We start from the raw sequence: 20,725 nt of genomic DNA, 5'->3' as shown, positions 1-20,725 counted from the left end.
TTGGGTTTCACCTCCCTCTACCCAACCTACAATTTTCTTAAATTATTTATGAAAAATCTGAAAGTGAATAGTAAAAAAATCTGAGCAACCCTATTTAAATTGCTCAGATTAGTTAAAAAATTTTCCGTCTGTGTCATGGTTAACTACAAACACCAGAATTATCTTTTCGGAAATCAGCGAGAAATAAAATTATATTTTCTCAAAGGTTGACTGATTAACCATCAATCAGGTAATATAGTAGATTGTCTGTCTAATTCCTGCTCGGATCAGGTAGACATACTGCAAAAGCTGGCAAAGCTATAAATAATAGCGTCTCTACAGGAGATTATAGCCAGCTACCTGTACGGCAACCTCAAGGACGATTTAATGACTTACGCGATTATTGAAACTGGCGGTAAACAAATGAAAGTAGAAGCAGGTCGCTTTTACGACATTGAACTACTAACCGCTGAACCAGATGAAAAAGTTACCATCAACGCAGTATTACTTGTACATCACGAAGGCGCAGTTTCCATTGGACAACCTTTAGTAGAAGGTGCAACCGTGGAAGGGACAATTATGCGACACTTTAGAGGTCGCAAAGTCCTGGTGTATAAGATGAAACCTAAAAAGAAAACCCGCAAAAAACGGGGACATCGCCAGGAAATTACCAGATTTTTGATTAATTCTATCAATCTCAACGGCGAAGTTTTAGCTTACGAAGAAGCACCAACGAGTCCTGAACTTCCCGTTCTTGATACTGACTTTGTGGAAGAAACCGCTGACGAATCATCCGAAGAATCATAAAAAAAGGTTTAAGTTACTAGTTAGGCAAGGGGGAAAAGGTGATAGAGAGTAATTACCAATTACCAATTACTTTTTTCCCAGCCTAAACTGGATAACTAGCAACCTGGGATAAATAAAGTAAATAGAAAAGAGGGAATCATGGCTCATAAGAAGGGAACTGGTAGTACGCGAAACGGTCGTGACTCGAATGCTCAACGACTAGGCGTAAAACGTTATGGTGGACAAACTGTACGCGCAGGTAATATTCTAGTCCGTCAACGTGGTACTAAGGTTCACCCTGGTAACAACGTTGGTATTGGTAGTGATGATACCTTGTTTGCTTTAATTGACGGTGTAGTTACCTTTGAAAGAAGAGGTAAAAGCCAGAAGAAAGTTAGCGTTTATGCAGTAGCCGCAGAACTCGTAGAAGCTGTAGCTGGTTAATTCGTTATTAGTCATTGGTCATTCGTTATTAATTAATTAATGACCAGTGACTAATTTTAAATGTAGTGATTGATAAGTGCGCCTATTCCTAGTCCTAACAGTGAGCAAAAAGATATACAGCCAAAAGCTAGTGCTGGTTTTAAACCAACTGTTTGAAAGTCTATTTTGGCTAGGATGGTCGCTGACAAAATTAGTAAAGTATCAAGAAATACCCGAAACCAGGCAATCATTAGAAAAAATAGGAAAGCTGCTAAGATAGCCACAAGAAAAGTCCTAGCGTTTGACTTGAAGAAAATATGAGAATAATCATCTAGTTTTAGCCAAGGGTTAGTGAGCAATATCAGGGACAGCAGGATAGTTACCGCAGTTATCAGCCGTACATACCACGGGGCCTTTTCTTCAAATATCAACCAGCCCAATGTACTGTAACTCAGTAATATAAGTGTTAAGGAAAACCAAGGTATCTTTTTCAAAATTGACATATAGCAGGAGTCAGGAATAAAACGGGCTTTAAGCAGTTGATAAATGTAAAAGTTCTGTACCTTACTCAGTTACAAATCGTTCTATACTGATGTAATCAGTATCGGTTTCATTGATTATTTCACAGATTTACTGAACTCATCAGGTTTCTAAATGTTGAATTCCATCCCTAATTCCCAATTTAAGAGAATAAAGATCAACATTTAGTTAAATATGTTCATAAATATTTGTAAACTGTTAGCAGTTGAATAGCCATCTGGCATATCATTAAGGATTGATCATGAGACAAATTGTTATCGTCGAGCGCGTATGCCTAATTGGTCATATCGTTTCTATGGTATTTGGACTGCTGGGGATATTGATTGTTATTCCCAATGCTGAACTAATTGTTAGCTTATCAGAAGTCGGACAGAGCGTCATGCAGTGGAGTATGGCGGGTGGTGGTGTGGTATATATGATTTTGGGGGCGCTGGGAGTGTTCCTTTATGCTTACCGAACTTTAGGTTTAGCACGCGCTTTAGGATTTTTAATCCCATCTTTATCAATTTCCCTAACTAGCGAATTACTAGGAACTAGCACAGGCTTTCCCTTTGGTTACTATAGCTATTTGAGCGGTCTGGGTTATAAAATTTCCGGGTTGGTCCCTTTTACAATTCCCCTTTCCTGGTTTTATGTGGGATTAGTTTCTTATGTGTTGGCTCGTGCGGGTTTAGAAGTAGATAAAAAACCCAGCTTGTTCCGTCACGTGGGAGCTATTGGTTTAGGGGCTTTACTACTCACTTCTTGGGATTTTGTGCTTGACCCAGCCATGAGTCAAACTTCCCTTCCCTTCTGGTATTGGCACCAACCGGGGGCTTTCTTTGGAATGCCTTATCAAAACTTTGCGGGTTGGATGGGTACTGGTTCGTTATTTATGACTGTAGCGGCTTTGTTATGGAGCAAAAACCCGGTTAAGTTAGACCATTACCAACTAAATGTACCTTTATTGGTTTATTTGGGTAACTTTGGTTTTGCCACAGTCATGAGTTTAGCCGCTGGGTTTCCTATTCCTGTACTGCTAGGTGTGGCACTGGGTGTAGCTCCGGCTGTGCTGCTGTGGTCTAAAGGTTCTAGTACACCTGCAACGGTGAATATTGAAGCAGCTACTCAAGAAGTTGCTGTTGCTAATGTGAAGGTTGCTTTCAAATAGGGAAGAGGGAAGAGGGAATAGGAGAAGAAATTCTGCCAATTACCTCTTTCCCAATTACACAAAAAGAAAGCTAAGAGGTTGTTTGAAAAGTATTATATGAAACCCATAATCTCCAAAAACCTAACCCCCATTCCCTTGTAGGGAAGGGGGGTTTTAAAGCCTCTCCCCTGGTCGGGGAGAGGTTTGGAGAGGGGTCTGTTTACACATGAAAAACTTTGAAAACATCCTCTTAGACCGGGGAGTGTCAAGCACATTATTTCTCGTAAAGTATTGCGTCAATTTTGGCATCACTCCAATACTGTTAAGTTAATTTGCCTAAATTGCGCGAAAATCTAAACTAGCTAGTTTATAGAAAAAAGTCAGGGTTAAAATTGCTAAATATTATTCCGCTTCTATTGCTACTTATCCAAGTACCTGCAACAGCCATTTTACTTTCCCGGTTGCTCAAAGGTCCAGGACGTTATCCAGCCCTCGAACCACAACAACCGACACCAGAACTTTTGGGAACTGTGAGTGTGGTTGTACCGACACTAAATGAGGCATTACGGATTAGTCCGCTGTTAGAGGGTTTGAGTCGCCAAAGTTACGAAGTTCGGGAAATTATTGTGGTTGATAGTCGCTCACAAGATGGTACTCCCGACTTGGTGAAAACCGCACAAATAACAGACCCCCGCTTTTGGGTGATCACAGATGACCCTTTACCCCCTGGCTGGGTTGGTCGTCCTTGGGCGTTGCATAATGGCTTTTTATTCACATCTGAGGGGAGTGAATGGTTTTTGGGCATGGATGCAGATATTCAACCCCATCCTGGTTTGGTGGCGAGTTTGGTGAAAACTGCGATCGCTCAAGGTTATGATTTGGTATCTTTATCACCGCAGTTTATTCTCAAGTATCCGGGAGAATGCTGGTTACAACCGGCTTTGTTAATGACGTTACTGTACAGATTTGATCCTACGGGTATTTATACTGAACAACCGGAACGGGTCATGGCTAATGGTCAGTGTTTTTTATGTCGTCGGTCTGTATTAAGGGCTGTGGATGGCTATAGCAGTGCTAAAGGTTCTTTTTGTGATGATGTGACTTTGGCGCGGAATATTGCCTCTCAAGGCTTTAAGGTGGGCTTTTTAGATGGTGCTAAGGTGCTAAGGGTGAGGATGTATGAGGGGGCGTTAGAAACTTGGAATGAATGGGGACGCAGCTTAGATTTGAAAGATGCTGCTTCTCCTGCTCAGATTTGGGGGGATTTATGGCTATTGTCTGCGGTGCAGGGTTTACCTCTTTTGATTTTATTGGGTTATTTGTTGCTTCCTAGTTTGGTGCTTTCATTGCCGGCGATGTTGTTGTTAGGATTGAATATATTTTTGGTGGTGATTCGTTTTGCTTTATTATTAGCGATCGCTCCCTCTTATGATCGTCAAGATGCCAACGGTGGTTGGTTATTCTGGCTTTCTCCTTTAGCTGACCCTTTAGCGGTGCTACGCATCTTTTTATCTGCATTTCACACTCCCAAAGAATGGCGCGGCCGGAAATACGGTGATTAATGCTATTTAGGGCGTTGACTGAGGGTATCGCTCTTTATCTGATTGGGGAGAGCGATCGCAATCATTAGAAAATATCTTGATTTCCAAGCCATACTGATTAAAATTCAAGTATGAGCAAGGAAATCATTTGTGGATTGAACAAAATCTCATGAGGATATGGAGATCAGTCTAATCCTCAGTAATAGGCGCTTCCCATGCTGCATTCCAGGATTGAGGTCCGATTTTACCATCAACCTCCAGTCCCTTTTCTTGCTGAAACTTGATTAATACTTCATGATCGCGTTCGCTAAAAACGCTATCGTCTCCCTTGCCAGTAGTGCCACCAGAACCCAGATTCCATCCCCGGTGAATCATCTGCCGCTGCCACAGTAGTATTTCACTCCCTTCCATGTAGGGACTGGTTAGGAAGATATACCGTCCTGTCCATAATGGATGAGGAGGAAGAGGGGTAACATCGTCACCCGATGTATAATTTGGTCTACCATAACCCACAATGTTTCCACGCCTTGTGCGTCGCATAACCTGTCCACCATTGGAATCATTCCCTACAGAAGTATTCCCTTCAATAGCAACGATAGAGCCGTCAGAATTGACTTTTTCTACAATACCAACGTGATCTGAAACTCCATCATTTTTCCAGTCATAGAAGACAATATCGCCGACTTTAGGGTTACTTGTATGCCACAAACCTTGCTCTTTAAACCATTTAATACCGAAAGGACAATAAGCAAAACCTTTGTTAGTAGTAATTTTTAAAGGTAATCCAGTATTGTGTAAACAATAGGATACAAACATGGCACACCAAGGCTCACGATTCATCCCATACCAAATACCAAATTTGTTGTTGTTAGATTCTGGGGGATTCTCTTTGTAACCGATTTCATTGGCTGCGAATTTAATAACTTGTTGTGCAGTAGTCATAGTTGTAAATTCCTCGTAGATTGTTGTGTTTATTTTAAGTTTTTATGTCTGTTGACCAATACCTTGTCCAAATTGGAAAAACCCTTGATTTAGAGAGACTAATTAAATTTAGATACCTAATGCAATCGCTTGTGCTATTTTCTTTTGATTGTTATTATTTGACAAAAATTGTAGTTGTGTGGGATTACTAATAAATTCACACTCTACTAAAATAGCTGGCATTTCTGTCTCTCTTAACACTTGAAAATTTGCTTCTTTAACTCCTCTATTCCTATGAGTTGAAAAAGTTGAGATCAAACTTTGTTGTACAGGTTCCGCTAGGTTTTTTCCTGCATTTGAACCTGAGAATATCCATGTTTCGATACCTTCCGCACTATTGTTGGAGTATGAATTACAGTGGATGCTAATAAAAATGTCTACATTCTTCTGATTTGCAAAGGAAGCTCTACTGCCCAACGACACAGAAATATCTGTATCTCTTGTTAAGAAAACTGTATGTCCGTTTGCTTCCAGTTCTTTTTTTAAAAGTAAAGAAATAGACAAGTTAACGTCTTTTTCATTCAATACAAATGGATCTTTTCCAATTGCTCCTGGATCTGTTCCACCGTGTCCTGGATCAATACATACTTTCATTGTTTATTTCCTTTTTTTTAGGGTTGATTTTGCAAAAATCACACAAACGAATACATGATTTGACTAAAATAGTCTAGCATTCATTTATCATCTCAAAAGTCTCATAAATTTCAATTTCAATTTTAGGATATTTATTACCAACTCCTCATTGTTTAAGTGCTGATTTTGTGTTTCCATCTTCATCAACTGTAGTTTCATTGGGATCAGGTGGAATTAGATAAGCAATAAGAGATGAAAGCACAGTTGTTGCTGCTGCCGATGCTTCAGAGGTAATTCTTTTATCCTGTCCACTAATTACGTAAGTGTTAAGAACAAAAACTGTTAATGTCACTAAAGCACCTGTAAATGCTGCACCTAAAACTTTACGGCGAGGTCTGGGAGTTTTTGATGTCATGTCATTTCGCTTTTGCGTAAAAGTTTCAGTATTTGAAACATGGTAAGAGAGTATACTTTACAATCCCTCTCAAGCAATGGAAGTTTGCCAACTTAAGCAAGGAACTTAAAAATCCTGACAAACGATCGCTCACACCCCTCTACCACAAGCCTTTCAAGCGTTAAGACTGTAAGCAATTAGACCGCACAATTATTTCAAATTGTTAAAACTTCCCTTTTTTGCAAAATGCTGTATTGATAAACACATCAATTAACCGCTATACTCTGTTCAATTTCTTAGTTGTATCTTTATACTCTTGTCAGATTAATACAGTTTTCCCGGAAATCAGTCATTTTTCCGGCGGTTAGAGTTAATTATCTTACCCTATTTGGCTTTGCTTAAAACAATTTATATTTATAACTTATGGATCTACCAAGAAAACGTAAACGTGGGACAATCCTCACACATCAAGGTTTAAATAAACTTGAGAACGCCATAAAAATAAAGGAATATGCTGAAAATAACGGCAAGCGATTTACCCTTGATAATCTCAGTAATCAGACTGAATTAGACTCTCATACCTTATGCAAAATTTTTAACTGCAATGTCAGAGTTGATAAAAAGTCTCTAGTCAAATGTTTCAAAGCATTTAATCTGGTGCTAGAGGCTGATGATTATCAATCACCTCTACAGCCTCCAATTCAGCCTGATGGGGATTATAGTTTAGCCCCCCATGTCTCCGTTTTCTATGGACGCACCGCAGAACTGGCAACATTGAACCAATGGATTCAGGTTAATCGCTGTCAATTAATCATGGTCTTAGGTATGGGTGGTATGGGCAAAACCAGCCTCATAGCCAAGTTAATGGCAGGTTTTACCAACAGCACAGACTCGTCATCATCAGAATTTCAGTATGTCATTTGGCGATCTCTTCATCATACCCCAACAGTAGAAGAAACCTTAACTGATCTAATTCACATCCTCTCTGACCAGAAAGCCATTAATTTACCAAAATCTCCAGATCAATTAATATCAAAGTTAATGCAGTATCTCCATCAAACTCGTTGTTTGCTGGTTTTGGATAATCTAGAATCCATTCTGCAATGGGGAGAACGAGGGGGATCATATCGAGAAGGATTTGAAGGCTATGGACAACTAATTAGAACAATTGGGGAGTCTACCCACCAAAGTTGTTTAATTATCATCAGTTGAGAACCAGCGATCGCATTTAGTCTACTAGAGAAAAAAGCCAATTTGATTAAATCACTGATCTTGAAAGGGCTGCTTCCTGAAGACGGACTCAAGATTTTTCAGTCAGAAGGCATTGACGAAACTCAAGCAGAATGGCAAATATTACATAATCACTATGGCGGAAATCCCCTGATGCTGAAAATTGTTGCCACTACTATTCATTTTCTATTTTCTAGCAAAATTGATATTTTTTTAGCCCACGGTGTCACCGTCTTTGGCGATATTTACGATTTATTAGATCAACAATTTCAACGCTTATCAGATTTAGAAAAAACCGTGATCTATTCCTTAGCAATTCACCGCAAACCCATATTAATGCCAGAATTAATAAACGAGATTATTCCCCCTGTCACTTCCCAGAAACTATTGGGAATACTAGAGAGTTTGAAATTGCTATCTTTGATTGAATTCAATGGAAACGGATTCACAATGCAAAACGATGTGATGGAATATGTTACCAATCAATTTGGATAACAGGGAACAGAACAAGATTATAGAGATTTCTATTTTTAACAAAACGTATAATTGAATAGCGCGAGAGAAAATATGGAACTTAATTAATTAGTCGCACTTCGGCATAGTCATTGACCACATACCGCTATATGATGCGATTAATTACAATTTCATCTCACATAAATTAAGTTTATGACATCCACCATTTCCATCAACGATAGTCAGCGTCTAGGACTTGAACCCCTCGAAGTCCCCCACCGTCTCCTATTGGGTCCAGGTCCCTCCAATGCCCATCCAGCGGTATTACAGGCGATGAATACCACACCAGTGGGACATTTAGATCCAGCTTTTTTAACCCTCATGGATGAAATTCAATCCCTGTTGCGTTACACATGGCAAACAGAAAACCCCCATACTATCGCCGTCAGTGGCACGGGTACAGCCGCAATGGAAGCTACTTTGGCTAATTCTGTAGAACCGGGTGATGTGGTATTAATTGGTGTGGCTGGTTATTTCGGTAATCGTTTGGTAGATATGGCGGGCAGATATGGCGCAGATGTCAGAACTATTACTAAACCTTGGGGACAAGTTTTCAATTTAGAGGAAATCAGCACCGCAGTAGCCACCCATAAACCAGCAATTTTGGCTTTAGTTCATGCAGAAACTTCCACCGGCGCTCGTCAACCCTTAGAAGGTGTGGGTGAGTTGTGTCGTCAACATGGAACTTTGTTGTTAGTGGATACCGTTACCAGTTTGGGTGGTGTTCCCATCTTTTTGGATGAGTGGGGTGTTGATTTGGCTTATAGCTGTAGTCAAAAGGGTTTGGGTTGTTCTCCAGGTGCGTCACCGTTTACAATGAGTGGGCGGGCAATGGAGAAGTTGCAGAAGCGTCAATCTAAAGTGGCAAATTGGTATTTAGATATGACATTGTTGGGGAAATATTGGGGGACTGAACGCACATATCACCACACTGCACCGATTAATTTATATTATGGTTTACGGGAAGCTTTGCGTTTAGTGGCGGAAGAAGGTTTAGCTAGTTGTTGGCAACGTCATCAAAAGAATGTCGAGTATCTGTGGGAAGGATTGGAAGATATGGGTTTAAAGATGCACGTTGAAAAGGAGTATAGATTACCAACTTTAACTACTGTTTGTATTCCTGAAGGGGTAAATGGTAAATCTGTAGCCAGGCAGTTGTTAGTTGAGCATAATATTGAGATTGGTGGCGGTTTGGGTGAACTTGCTGGCAAGGTTTGGCGTGTAGGTTTAATGGGTTTTAATAGTCGTCCTGAAAGCGTGGATAAGTTGATAGCTGCTCTGGGAACAATGATCTCTAATAATTAGTTAGTTCGTAGTTGGGCTAAAGCCTAAGATACAGCATATTTCGCTCTAATGAGGTACAAACTTGAATTATGAAACTCTTGTAGTGCGGGTATCTTGCCCGCTGGATATGTACCTCATAACACCGGAAAGTGCTGTAATTTTAGAACTCAAGCCCAACTACATTATTCTTGATTTTGATTTAACCAACTTTCTAAATTATCAAGTTTGGTGAAATCTAATAATTCTTCTCCCAACATTTCTAATTTCTCAAGTGATAATTTTTGAATCTTGGCAATTAATTCTGAATTAATTTCTCCAATACGACGATTTAATTGCCGGATAATTAACAAAGTTTCTCCTTCAATTTTCCCCTCAATTTTCCCTTCCTGAACCGCTAAATCTCTATCCTGTTGATACAATGGTGCTAATCTCATAATTATCTCCCTATCTTCGGTTTCTTGATTGACTCCCAGGTGTTTTTGCAGGTTGTACAATAATTCTAACGTGATTCTCCTAAATGGGTGGTTGGCTGTTAATTCTGCTAATTCCTCAATAGCTTGTTTTTGAACATTTCCTCTTCCTAACATTCTAATCCAAAGAGTTTCTTCCGTCCGTGGTAGTTGATGAATAACTACTATGGCTGTACGTAACGCTGCCCCTAAATAGTATATTCCTGGTAAAGAGTCAGTTTTTAAGGTAGTATTAAAGCCAGATAATATCTCTGGTGATGCTGTCGGAGTAAGTATCCACAGTTTCGGAATTTCTGATTCTTGAAGATTAGTTTTATTGCGTTTCGCTTCTCTTTTTAACACTCCCTTTACTTCTAATAATTTTAACAAACAATCACAAATCTCATCAGATGATGCCGGATTGCGATAAGGTTCAAAAATCGCGGGAGTAGATGCAAATTTACCTAATAAACCTAAAAGTTGTAAATTAGGATTTGCTTGAGGATAGGGAGAAAAGTAAACATCAATTTCTCTGACTTCTCCCGCTACACGACTCGGCGCTTGAACTTCTCCATAGTTTTTGAGAAGTTCCTCTAAATAGTCCTTAGCAAATTGATCATGAATGAATCTTGTCATGTAATAATTATATCAGTATATTGTGTTTTAAGTATCAAAGGGTATTTGTAAAGTATAAAATTCTATAAATCACGAAATCCCAGCTTAGAGGATGTTTTAAAAGTTTTTAATGTGTAAACAGACCCCTCTCCAAACCTCTCCCCTGGTAGGGGAGAGGCTTTAAAACCCCCATTCCCTTGTAGGGAAGGGGGGGAGGGGGGTTAGGTTTTTGGAGATTATGGGTTTCATATAATACTTTTCAAACAACCTCTTAGTACAGCATCTCACAATTTTAGGTAAAATAGAGATTCTTAACTCACTCCAAAAAGTAGATTACAACTCTACTTCCTGCAAATGTAGAGAATCAAGAAGAAGTGCAAATTCTTCAACTGATGAGGTAGATAATAGAAGAGTCACAACTAATTGACGAGAATTTATACTTCTTGTATTGATTTTGAACTCAGGAAGTTTAAAAAATTCCCTCAGTTTCCAGTAGAAATTAAAGGGGTATCTGTCATGAAAGAATACATGAGTGCTTTAGAAGGATTAGTCGAGCAATTAACACTAGCTGCAATTTTAGAGATGCTAGAACGGATATGTCATAAAAAAGCGGAAAATCTGAGAACTCACTGGAATGATGAAGAAACCGCAAAGCTTTGGGAGAAAGCAGCTAGACAGATAGAAAATATCAATGTTGATATTTAAATATTGCGAAAACAAATTACTCTTAGTTTATGGTTATTTTCAGTCAATGGAAATAACCAATTTTTAATTTTGCGGATAGCTAATTACCCCAAAAAACCAGCGAGTAATAGTGGTAATAGTATCAAAGCAGATCCGATTAAAACCAGGGTAGCCGGATCAATTTTAATGTGGTTCTTTTGTGGATCACGCATTTGGTATAATTCTGAAAAATAACTATTTTAACACAAGCTAAATTAAATATAACCATTTATTTTTTATTCTGAGTGTTGACAATTATCTATGGGAACAAATACTTTGTGATAACAACCTACAGATTGTCCAAACCAAAGCCTATCTAAACTTCCTCCACAGGATTTTCCCAAAGATGTTCCCACAGGTTTCGGGAAAGTTTCATATCCTCATCTACAAAAAAATATATGAGAAAAAATGGTAAAAACAAAAATACCAAAATAATGATAAAATTGCCGACGGGATTATTGATAATTTCTGGTGTGAGAATAATCAAAGGTATTGTAAAATATACTAACATCTAACATCCATACCAAAAAAAGCTTCCCAATTAAAACAAACAACTTAAACAAAAATTTGTTAACTATCAAATAATTTATCATACTATATACATTTTATGATTCTTCTTCATCCGCTTTCAGACTTTATCGAATCCAATTTTATCATTTATTCCGCACAGCCTAACTATTACTATGAAGGAAAATGTCCCCAAACTGGTGAAATATTGAGATTACCCCGCACACCTTTAGCAGAAGCTATAGCTGATAGTCTCATGCAGCAACTTGAACAAAATCATCTTTATTCCCATGAGGGAAAAATGTATGGTATTTTGTTAGTTGAATTACCCAATGGTGAACAAAGAGTTATTAAAGCATTTTCCGGTTTATTAAATGGTAATAGTATGGTTACAGGTTGGGTGTTACCAATTCCTGGTAGAGAGGAAGTGGCTTTATTAGAAACTCAGATTTTAGCAAAGTTAGCAGCAATTAAACAAGAAATTATTACCCTTGAACAAATTCCCGAAAGAGCAGAATATAAAACTCTGTCCGTTGAATATACCCAACAGTTACAAACTATGAGCTTACATCATGATCATAGCAAACAGCAACGACACAAACAACGTCAAGAATTTTATCAAACTCTCACAGATAAATCTCTCACAACTGCTTTGGAAAAACTAGAAGCAGAAAGCCGTCAGCAGGGAATTGACCGCCGAAATCTTAAACGCCATCAAAATGAAATTTTACAGCCTTTACAGCAAATTATAACGTCCGCAGATAGGAAGATTACAGAACTCAAACAACAGCGGAAACAACTATCTCGGCAATTACAAACAGAAATGCACGCTGCTTATAGCTTAACTAATTTTCAAGGACAATCTCTATCTTTACAGCAATTATTACCAGCAGGAACACCAACCGGAACAGGAGAATGTTGCGCTCCTAAATTATTACATTATGCAGCAACCCATGGATTAAAACCTTTAGCAATGGCTGAATTTTGGTGGGGTAATTCTTCTATAGAAAATAAGGTTTCTGGAGAATTTTATGGTGCTTGCTTGGAAAGATGTCAGCCATTAATGGGATTTTTGCTATCAGGATTAAAGCCAAATCAAGTAGAAATAATTTATGAAGATGAATGGCTAATTGCTGTGAATAAATCATCAGGACTGTTATCTGTTCCCGGTCGTTATTTTCATAATCAAGATAGTGTAATTAGTCGTTTACGTCATCTATATAATCAAGAAATAATCGCGGTACATCGTTTAGATCAAGATACTTCCGGGATTCTCTTAATAGCTAAAGATCCAATTACTCATTCTCAATTAAGTCAACAATTTCAACAAAGACAAATTCATAAAGTTTATGAAGCTTTGCTGACAGGTTCTCTAGCTATTAATGAAGGTGAAATTAATTTACCTTTGTGGGGAAATCCTGATCATCGTCCTTATCAAGAAGTGGATTTATCACGAGGTAAACCTAGTTTAACTCACTTCCGCGTTATGAACAGAGCAGGAGATTATACCCGTATTGAATTTGTGCCTTTGACTGGACGGACTCATCAATTACGGGTTCATGCTGCTGATACAAGAGGACTGGGAATGGCAATTTTGGGGGATAAACTCTATGGTTATCATAGTGATACTGATAGATTATATCTGCACGCGAGAGAGTTGAGGTTTCAGCATCCTCATGTAGAAAAAATCCTCCACTTACAGGTAAAAACACCATTTTAATCAGGACATCTAATTTGTAAAGATATATTGACAAATACTATATACTTATTTTATTATTTAATATAACAAGCGTTCGATATAAAAACAGATAGCCCCCATAGTGAGGAACAAGCCATGTTATGCCGAAAATTGTTAATCACGAACAATACCGGAAAGAATTACTCGGTAAATGTTTTGATTTGTTCGCTACAAAAGGCTATTCAGCTATTACTATGCGGCAGATTTCTGCGAGTTTAAAGGTTTCCACAGGTACGCTATATCATTATTTTCCCAACAAACAAGCTTTGTTTGAGCAATTGGTGGAAGAAATTAGTCAGCAGGATATCATTACAGCTTTAACAGAATTTGGAGGAAAAAATAACTTATTAGAATTGATGGAAACTTTGGGTCAATACCTTGTTAAAAATGAGGATTATTTAATTAAATGGACTTATGTATGGGTTGATTTTTGTCAACATCAAGACTCAAAAATAATGCTAACTAATAGCACTGTTTTTAAGCGTGCAAATCAACGATGTCAACAAGTAGCCTGTGATTTATTAGGTGTTAGGGACGTAGTATTAGCATCTTTTGTTTTAAGTTTCGTGAATGGTGTTGTTTTGGAGAAATTATGGGGTAATGAGAACATTGATTTCCCTCAACAATGCCAGCTTTTGGGAGAAATGATTACAGCATATTTACAGCAAAAAGCTGAGGTTAAAATTAATAATTAACCACCAATAAATACCGATAAATTTATTTTGTGATGAGGTAGTGAAAATGAGTTACAAACTGTCGTTCAAGTCCCCAAGTCCAGGTTTGATTGGTTTAATGGTTGCGGCTACTACGATTCCAGTAGGAATTATTATTTATGGAGTTTCCAACTTTGGACAAATGGGTAAAACTTCTGTAACTGAATCAAAACCAATTGTTCCTATCGCTGAAATAGTTACTGCTTTAGGAAGATTAGAACCAGAAACAGAAATAATTAAGTTATCTGCACCTTTAGCATTGGATGGCGATCGCATTTCTCAACTATTAGTTCAAGAAGGTGATAATGTTAAAGTCGGTCAAGTAATTGCCATTTTACAATCTCGTGATCTTTTAAAAAATGCTGTTATTCAAAGCACAAAACAGGTAGAAGTTGCTAAAGCTAAACTTGCACAAATTAAAGCCGGGGCTAAATCAGGAGAAATTCAAGAACAGTCCGCAATTGTTGATAGAGTCAAGGCACAATATACAGGAGATAAACAAGCCCAAGCGGAAAATATTGCTCGCATATCAGCCCAATGGGAAGGGGATAGAATTGCCCAAACAGCAACTATTAATAAACTAACCGCAGAACTCAAAAATGCAGAATCAGAATATCAACGCTATCAACAGTTATTTTCTGAAGGGGCAATTTCTAATTCTGTAATTGATAGTAAACGTTTAAATGTAGAAACTGCTAAACAGACATTAAGTGAATCCCAAGCTATTCTCAACCGGATTAATACTACAGCTAATAAACAACTAGCAGAAGCTAAAGTTGCCCTCAATCGCATTAATAATACTAGCAATCAACAAATTAGTGAAACTCAAGGTAAACTCAATAGTATTGCCGAAATTCGTCCTGTAGATGTGCAGTTAGCACGAACAGAAGTTGAAAGTGCGATCGCTAATTTGCAACGTGCAAAAACTGAACTAGAAGCAGCTTATATTCGCGCTCCTATGACGGGACAAATTATTAAAATTCATGCCCGTGTCGGTGAAAAAATTGATAACCCAGGGGTTGCTGACTTTGCCCAAACTAACACAATGATGGCAGTAGCAGAAGTTTATCAAACTGATATTAGTAAGATAAAATTAGGACAAAAAGCCATAATTACCAGTCAAGGATTTACTGGAGAATTAAAAGGTGTAGTCCAACAAATTGGTTTACAAGTCAAACGCCAAAATGTTTTTAGTGATCAACCAGGAGAAAATTTAGACAGTCGCATTATCGAAGTAAAAATTCGCCTCAATCCTGAAGATAGCAAAAAAGTTTCTGGCTTAACCAATTTGCAAGTGCAAACAGCAATTAAATTGTAATTAATTTCTCATCAAGATGCATAAAAAAACTCATGATTAATAAAATCTTTCGGAAAACGCCCCTAGCTTGGCGACAATTAATGAAGGAAAAAACCCGGCTAGTGGTTGCAGTTGCGGGAATTACCTTCGCAGATATGCTGATATTTATTCAGATGGGTTTTGAAAGTGCATTATTTGATGCTGCTATTCAACCTCACCGCAATTTACAAGCAGATTTAGTCTTAATAAATCCTCAATTTCAAACCCTACTTTCAGTCAAAAGCTTTTCTAGAGAAAGACTTTATCAAACATTAAGTTATAACGGTGTAAAATCAGTTAGTTCTATTTACATTAGTACGGGACAATGGCGCAACCCTGAAACAAAAATGAATCGCTCTATTTTAGTTTGGGGTGTAGATCCGGCTACACCTGGTTTAAAGTTTCCTGAACTTCAAGCCAAAAAAGATAATCTTAAACAATTGAATCAAGTTTTGTTTGATGAAGCCAGTCGTCCAGAATATGGAGAGATTGGCAAGATTTTTCGAGAAACTGGGAAATTTAACGCCGAATTAAGCGGAAAGAATGTCAGTGTTAAGGGTTTATTTCAAAATGGTGCTTCCTTTGCTGCTGATGGTAATGTCGTCACTAGTGATTCTACTTTTTTACAATTATTTCCTACTCGCAAAGCTGATCAAATTGAAGTTGGTTTAATTACTCTTCAACCTGGTGCTGATATTGAAAAAGTTAGGAAACAACTGCAAATAGGATTAAATCCAGATCCTCAAAAACCCTTTGTTGAAGTTGGTACTCCCGAAACATTTGCCCAAAAAGAAAAAACTTATTGGGCTGAGGGGACAGGGATTGGGTTTATTTTTAGTTTGGGTGTAATAGTCGGTTTTATTGTTGGTATTGTCATTGTTTATCAAGTGCTGTATTCTGATGTTTCCGATCATTTACCAGAATACGCTACTCTTAAAGCAATGGGTTATACCGATAATTATCTATTGCGAGTTTTATTGCAAGAGGCATTATTCTTAGCTGCATTAGGTTATTTACCTGCATTTTTCCTATCTTTTGGGTTATATCAAGTTACATTTGCCGCAACTCTTTTACCAATATATATGAAGGTAGATCGGGCAATTAATGTTTTTTTCTTAACAGTAATTATGTGTACTGTTTCTGGCGCAATAGCGATGCGAAAACTCCGTTCTGCTGATCCGGCGGATATTTTTTAAAGTTACAATTTTTATATCTCACGCAAAGGTAAGGAACTATGTCATTGGAAGTTACAACTATTCCTTCTGAAGTTATTTCTACTTCAGAAACGGTTATTTCTGTTGGTAATCTTAATCATTATTTTGGTAAAGGTGCGTTGCAAAAACAAGTATTATTCGACATTAATTTAGAGATTAATGCGGGGGAAATTGTCATTATGACTGGTCCATCTGGTTCGGGCAAAACTACCCTATTATCATTAATGGGGGGTTTACGTTCTTCCCAAAATGGCAGTTTACAAATATTAGGACAGGAAATTTTTGGTGCAAAAAAAGGGCAATTAACTAAATTGCGTCGCCAAATTGGTTATATTTTTCAAGCACATAATTTGATGAGTTTTTTAACAGCCAAAGAAAATGTGCGAATGTCTTTGGAGTTACATGAAAATCATCTCAATGGCGATATTAATGCTACAGCTACAGCGATGTTAGAACACGTCGGTTTAGGAGAACATATTAATTCCTATCCAGAGAATTTATCCGGTGGACAAAAACAACGGGTAGCTATAGCCCGCGCTTTAGTCAGTCATCCCAAAATAGTATTAGCAGATGAACCGACAGCTTCATTAGATAAACAATCTGGACGCGATGTGGTGGAATTAATGCAAGTTCTAGCAAAAGAACAAAACTGTACTATCTTATTAGTCACCCATGATAACCGTATTCTCGATATAGCTGATCGGATTATTTACATGGAAGATGGACAATTGAAAAGTGATGGTGTAGATATGGGAGTTAAACTAAATTAACACTTATTTATTTAAAGATAATTTCTTCCCGAATCTCTAAATTGAGAGTGTGTTGAATTTTCAAAAGTTTTGTCAAACTAGCACTAGCATATCCATTTGCTTCATCACGTTGCACCTGTTGAGGTTTAACTCCTAAAAGTTTGGCAAAACTCTCTTGAGTGTGTCCGCGAATAATCCGCGCTTTGATGAGTGCTTCTGGTAATTTTTCTAAACTATCATATTGCAATCGCTCAATTTTACCTTGATTGTTTTTGAGATTTTCATACTCTTCTATCTCTTCAGTAAACTCCTCAATTTGGCTTTGTAGTGAATCAATACGAGCCTCATGGCGTAGCTTTTGGTTTTCATCTTCTGGAACTGGTTTACTAGCATATTGAGTCATTGCTAACTCAAATTTCTTCATCTGTGCTTTAGTAATACTGTACTGCCATTCATTGAAAATCATAATGTTTAACCCATAACTCATTTGTTCAAGAATGGCATTACCTAATAATAAAAATTAATTAGATAATGCCAATTTATCTTACTGTTTTATATTGCTAATTTTGAATTTTAATAATCAAAAGCAGCAAAAAGTATTTTGCACCCTATCCTTACAGATCAACTGCTACTATACCTTTGATATTACCATTACGGTCTTGCTGGAAAAATTCTAAACAAGTGGTAAATGGATCTTCAATATTTATGTTAGCAATTAAAAACTCGCCACCATATTTATTTTTTTGTGCCGACCTTCTGCTACTAGGATGTAAAACTGAATCTAGTTTTTGCAAGAGTTTAAAATCTACTTGATCGTCTTCCCAGCAAACATCAAAATCATTAGGAAGTCTTTTAGTAGTTACAAAACTTCCACCAATATAAATTCTCTGACAACCACACTGCTTTAATATCTCGCACCCTTGTTTGAGTCCAGATAAAAGATTTCTTCGGCGTGTGTTGTGAGCTAGATGCTCTTCAATTTCATTCCAAGTAGCCAAATGAATACCTGGTAGCAAATTGCCATTTTGATCGAATATCAAACTCATACTATGTTTTTATCCTGCCATAAATTTATTCCTCCGATAAATTCACTAAATTAACCGATTAAACTTAAATAGAATTAGACATCAGCTTGTGATTTACAAAGCTTCGATACTTATTTCTAGATTAATTTATCGGTGTTAATAGAAGAATTTACGGCTTATGTGAGTTAGTATTAAAACTCTTGTAATTTCGTTAATAATTCCAAAATTATCGTGTTGGAAAACCCTGGAAAAACTTATAAAACAACAAGATTTTTCAACTCACGTAAAGGCGTAATTGGCGTTGCATATTTGTGGGCTGATAGGGGCTGGAAACATTAAAATTTTGTTCCGCAGTCAATAAAATCATTCCATTATTCAGCAACGGCCTGTAATTTTGTAGTTGATTCTTCTATCACTAATCATAGCACAACAATTTTGTTGTGTCTATATCTCATCATCAAAAGAGCAGGCTTAATCGAATGAGATATTTCAATCAAAGCCAATTGCGATACCTGTAACAAACAGAACTATCAATCACATAAATCCAATTAATTATATAAATCACAGTCCAGACCGTAATATAGTACAATTGTTCTATACAGACAAAACATAATGCTCGTTCTAGTCAGGTGTAATATAGAAAAACAATGATCCGTGTGATGATTGCCCTAACTAATTATGCTTGACTTTTCTCGTGAGGTGAAATTCACCGTGAGAAAAAGTATTAAAAATCAGGAGAAGACAATGAACAGTTGTATTTTGATGGCAGAAATTTACGATAATCCCCAACTGCGTCACACACCAGATGGGTTAGAAGTTACAGAAATGATCGTTCATGTCGCGGGAGCAAAACCAGAAGATCCAACGCATCCTTTAAAAGTCGTAGGTTGGGGAAATTTAGCCAAAGAGATTCACCAAAGTTATCATCAGGGCGATCGCGTTATTATTGAAGGGCGCTTAGGCATGAATACAATTGATCGCCCCGAAGGATTTAAGGAAAAACGCGCAGAATTAACAGTCCAAAGGATTCACGCCATCGGACAAGGTACTTATACCAGTTCACCACCAGCAGCCACGAGAACCACACCAGCCTATGAAACCCCTGTAGCGCCACCAACCTACAGCCAGACTAATTATGAATCAAACTATCCGACATCAGCCCCAATGCCCCAGGTAGCGCCATCTCAGCCGACATACCAACCCGCCCCTGTGCAGTCTCCATCCCCTGTAGGAGTTACGCCAGAACCCGATCCAGATGACATCCCGTTTTAGTCATAATCCTTGTAGAGACGTTCCATGGAATGTCTCTACATTCTTTTTCAACCTCCACTGACTTCACCCCATTCCCGAATTGCTGGAAATACGGATGAATAATCATCTTCTGGATAGGACATTTTCATAGTTGCGTGTAAGATTTGCCTTACACCCTCAATGCTGTTGAGATTCAAACCCAAGGATTTTGCTTCCGAGATAAATAAATCTATTTCTTTGATCAGTTGTTTTGTCGGCAAGTTGGCGTTATTATAATTGCCATCTAACATTCGCCGCAAATTTTGATCAAAAGTAGGCGCATAAAGTTTACTTTCGCGCAGAACCTGCATAAACAAATCAACATCAATGCCTTGCAACTGGATATATGCCAAACTCAGAGCAAAGCTAGTTGTGAGAGAAGCAATCAGTTGATTGAGCGCCAGGGTGAGGTTTGATGCCGAACCCACAGCGCCTATATATACAGGATTTTCGCCAAAATGTTGGAGTAACTTTAAATGACGCTGATATTGTTCTTCCTCTCCACCTACCATGACAATTAATTTGCCAGTTTGAGCTTCGGGAATACTACCGAGGACAGGTGCTTCTATATATTCACCACCAGCCGCAACTACTGTATCTCTGATTTCTTGGCTTTCTAAGGGATTAATTGTCCCCATTTGAATGATGCTGCGTCCTGATAAAGTATGCCAAGAAGTATCTGTCAGAAGTACATGATAAATAGCTGCGGCGTTAGAAAGCATTAGCACGATACAGTCAGCAGCACGGATGGCTTCGCGGGGTTTCGTCACAATTTGCGCCCCTGCTTTCCGTAGCGGTTCTAATTTTTCTGGGGTGCGATTATAGGCAATTAGTTCTATATCGGTAGCTAATAACCTTTGAGCCATCGGTAGTCCCATCAATCCAGTTCCCAGAAATGCCACCTTCATGTTTTACGTTCCTTTGTCAGTGGTCAGTTGTTAGTAGAAGAAGTCACCGAGTCAGGAGTCAGGAGTCAGGAGTCAGGAGAAAGAA

At 37.9% G+C, this 20,725-nt stretch carries 23 protein-coding genes; 14 read left to right on the top strand and 9 right to left on the bottom strand.

Annotation, left to right across the window (positions count from 1 at the left end; translation table 11 throughout):
• The first annotated feature begins 366 nt into the window (after positions 1-366).
• Positions 367-786: a 50S ribosomal protein L21 gene (rplU, locus tag FJR09_RS17120; RefSeq protein WP_015078509.1), complete on the top strand. Its 420-nt coding sequence runs from the start codon at positions 367-369 to the stop codon at positions 784-786.
• Between the two features lie 138 nt (positions 787-924).
• Positions 925-1,209, top strand: coding sequence for a 50S ribosomal protein L27 (gene rpmA / locus FJR09_RS17115; RefSeq protein ID WP_015078508.1), 285 nt, complete (start codon positions 925-927; stop codon positions 1,207-1,209).
• Positions 1,210-1,265: 56 nt separating this feature from the next.
• Here the strand turns inward: rpmA and FJR09_RS17110 are convergent, their stop codons facing one another.
• Positions 1,266-1,691 (bottom strand): hypothetical protein, encoded by a 426-nt coding sequence (locus FJR09_RS17110; protein WP_015078507.1) that lies wholly within the window; start codon positions 1,689-1,691, stop codon positions 1,266-1,268.
• Between the two features lie 278 nt (positions 1,692-1,969).
• Here FJR09_RS17110 and cruF point away from each other — a divergent pair, with 278 nt between their 5' ends.
• Entirely contained in the window at positions 1,970-2,878 is a 909-nt protein-coding gene (gene cruF / locus FJR09_RS17105) for a gamma-carotene 1'-hydroxylase CruF (RefSeq protein ID WP_015078506.1), read from the top strand.
• Between the two features lie 371 nt (positions 2,879-3,249).
• Positions 3,250-4,419 carry a 2'-O-glycosyltransferase CruG gene (cruG, locus tag FJR09_RS17100; protein ID WP_168652739.1) on the top strand — a complete coding sequence of 390 codons (1,170 nt, stop codon included), beginning with the start codon at positions 3,250-3,252 and terminating at the stop codon, positions 4,417-4,419.
• Positions 4,420-4,587: 168 nt separating this feature from the next.
• Here the strand turns inward: cruG and FJR09_RS17095 are convergent, their stop codons facing one another.
• The 3 genes from FJR09_RS17095 to FJR09_RS17085 all read right to left on the bottom strand — a co-directional run bounded on the left by FJR09_RS17095 (position 4,588) and on the right by FJR09_RS17085 (position 6,367).
• Positions 4,588-5,340 carry a CHAP domain-containing protein gene (locus FJR09_RS17095; protein ID WP_168633886.1) on the bottom strand — a complete coding sequence of 251 codons (753 nt, stop codon included), beginning with the start codon at positions 5,338-5,340 and terminating at the stop codon, positions 4,588-4,590.
• Positions 5,341-5,448: 108 nt separating this feature from the next.
• Positions 5,449-5,973: an N-acetylmuramoyl-L-alanine amidase gene (locus FJR09_RS17090; protein WP_015078499.1), complete on the bottom strand. Its 525-nt coding sequence runs from the start codon at positions 5,971-5,973 to the stop codon at positions 5,449-5,451.
• A 145-nt stretch (positions 5,974-6,118) separates the two neighbouring features.
• A complete protein-coding gene (locus FJR09_RS17085; RefSeq protein ID WP_015078498.1) occupies positions 6,119-6,367 on the bottom strand; it encodes a hypothetical protein in 249 nt (82 codons plus the stop codon).
• A gap of 402 nt (positions 6,368-6,769) precedes the next feature.
• Here FJR09_RS17085 and FJR09_RS25405 point away from each other — a divergent pair, with 402 nt between their 5' ends.
• The 3 genes from FJR09_RS25405 (at position 6,770) to FJR09_RS17075 (ending at position 9,394) form a co-directional block, all read left to right on the top strand.
• Positions 6,770-7,558 (top strand): NB-ARC domain-containing protein, encoded by a 789-nt coding sequence (locus FJR09_RS25405; RefSeq protein ID WP_254433135.1) that lies wholly within the window; start codon positions 6,770-6,772, stop codon positions 7,556-7,558.
• A 60-nt stretch (positions 7,559-7,618) separates the two neighbouring features.
• Entirely contained in the window at positions 7,619-8,071 is a 453-nt protein-coding gene (locus FJR09_RS25400) for a hypothetical protein (RefSeq protein ID WP_254433134.1), read from the top strand.
• A gap of 171 nt (positions 8,072-8,242) precedes the next feature.
• Positions 8,243-9,394: an alanine--glyoxylate aminotransferase family protein gene (locus FJR09_RS17075; protein WP_168654140.1), complete on the top strand. Its 1,152-nt coding sequence runs from the start codon at positions 8,243-8,245 to the stop codon at positions 9,392-9,394.
• A 161-nt stretch (positions 9,395-9,555) separates the two neighbouring features.
• Here FJR09_RS17075 and FJR09_RS17070 read toward each other — a convergent pair whose 3' ends face one another.
• Positions 9,556-10,458 carry a DUF4351 domain-containing protein gene (locus tag FJR09_RS17070; protein ID WP_168654139.1) on the bottom strand — a complete coding sequence of 301 codons (903 nt, stop codon included), beginning with the start codon at positions 10,456-10,458 and terminating at the stop codon, positions 9,556-9,558.
• 495 nt (positions 10,459-10,953) lie between these two features.
• On the opposite strand from FJR09_RS17070, the gene FJR09_RS17065 reads away from it, so the two are divergent.
• Entirely contained in the window at positions 10,954-11,142 is a 189-nt protein-coding gene (locus tag FJR09_RS17065) for a hypothetical protein (protein WP_015078494.1), read from the top strand.
• Positions 11,143-11,476: 334 nt separating this feature from the next.
• Here the strand turns inward: FJR09_RS17065 and FJR09_RS17060 are convergent, their stop codons facing one another.
• On the bottom strand, positions 11,477-11,671 hold the full coding sequence (locus FJR09_RS17060) for a hypothetical protein (protein ID WP_041457591.1): 195 nt from the start codon (positions 11,669-11,671) through the stop codon (positions 11,477-11,479).
• 96 nt (positions 11,672-11,767) lie between these two features.
• On the opposite strand from FJR09_RS17060, the gene FJR09_RS17055 reads away from it, so the two are divergent.
• From FJR09_RS17055 to FJR09_RS17035, 5 genes are all read left to right on the top strand, one after another.
• Complete coding sequence (locus FJR09_RS17055; protein ID WP_015078492.1) at positions 11,768-13,387, top strand: RluA family pseudouridine synthase; 1,620 nt, start codon at positions 11,768-11,770, stop codon at positions 13,385-13,387.
• Positions 13,388-13,506: 119 nt separating this feature from the next.
• Positions 13,507-14,100 carry a TetR/AcrR family transcriptional regulator gene (locus FJR09_RS17050; protein ID WP_015078491.1) on the top strand — a complete coding sequence of 198 codons (594 nt, stop codon included), beginning with the start codon at positions 13,507-13,509 and terminating at the stop codon, positions 14,098-14,100.
• 46 nt (positions 14,101-14,146) lie between these two features.
• Positions 14,147-15,436, top strand: a complete 1,290-nt coding sequence (locus FJR09_RS17045; RefSeq protein WP_168654138.1) for an ABC exporter membrane fusion protein — start codon at positions 14,147-14,149, stop codon at positions 15,434-15,436.
• A 32-nt stretch (positions 15,437-15,468) separates the two neighbouring features.
• Positions 15,469-16,650 (top strand): ABC transporter permease DevC, encoded by a 1,182-nt coding sequence (devC, locus tag FJR09_RS17040; RefSeq protein WP_015078489.1) that lies wholly within the window; start codon positions 15,469-15,471, stop codon positions 16,648-16,650.
• Positions 16,651-16,688: 38 nt separating this feature from the next.
• Positions 16,689-17,438 carry a DevA family ABC transporter ATP-binding protein gene (locus FJR09_RS17035; protein WP_015078488.1) on the top strand — a complete coding sequence of 250 codons (750 nt, stop codon included), beginning with the start codon at positions 16,689-16,691 and terminating at the stop codon, positions 17,436-17,438.
• 7 nt (positions 17,439-17,445) lie between these two features.
• On the opposite strand, the gene FJR09_RS17030 is transcribed toward FJR09_RS17035, so the two are convergent.
• Together FJR09_RS17030 and FJR09_RS17025 are read right to left on the bottom strand one after the other, a co-directional pair.
• Positions 17,446-17,883 carry a helix-turn-helix transcriptional regulator gene (locus FJR09_RS17030; protein ID WP_015078487.1) on the bottom strand — a complete coding sequence of 146 codons (438 nt, stop codon included), beginning with the start codon at positions 17,881-17,883 and terminating at the stop codon, positions 17,446-17,448.
• Between the two features lie 148 nt (positions 17,884-18,031).
• Positions 18,032-18,463, bottom strand: coding sequence for a hypothetical protein (locus FJR09_RS17025; protein WP_015078486.1), 432 nt, complete (start codon positions 18,461-18,463; stop codon positions 18,032-18,034).
• Positions 18,464-19,186: 723 nt separating this feature from the next.
• On the opposite strand from FJR09_RS17025, the gene FJR09_RS17020 reads away from it, so the two are divergent.
• On the top strand, positions 19,187-19,714 hold the full coding sequence (locus tag FJR09_RS17020) for a single-stranded DNA-binding protein (protein ID WP_168651664.1): 528 nt from the start codon (positions 19,187-19,189) through the stop codon (positions 19,712-19,714).
• A 47-nt stretch (positions 19,715-19,761) separates the two neighbouring features.
• On the opposite strand, the gene FJR09_RS17015 is transcribed toward FJR09_RS17020, so the two are convergent.
• Complete coding sequence (locus FJR09_RS17015; RefSeq protein ID WP_015078484.1) at positions 19,762-20,640, bottom strand: NAD(P)-dependent oxidoreductase; 879 nt, start codon at positions 20,638-20,640, stop codon at positions 19,762-19,764.
• Between the last annotated feature and the right edge of the window lie 85 nt (positions 20,641-20,725).

The organism is Dolichospermum sp. UHCC 0406, from assembly GCF_009712025.1.
GTDB classification, from domain to species: domain Bacteria; phylum Cyanobacteriota; class Cyanobacteriia; order Cyanobacteriales; family Nostocaceae; genus Dolichospermum; species Dolichospermum lemmermannii.
The sequence above is the reverse complement of the archived record's forward strand: the minus strand, read 5'-3'. Positions and strand labels throughout refer to the sequence as shown.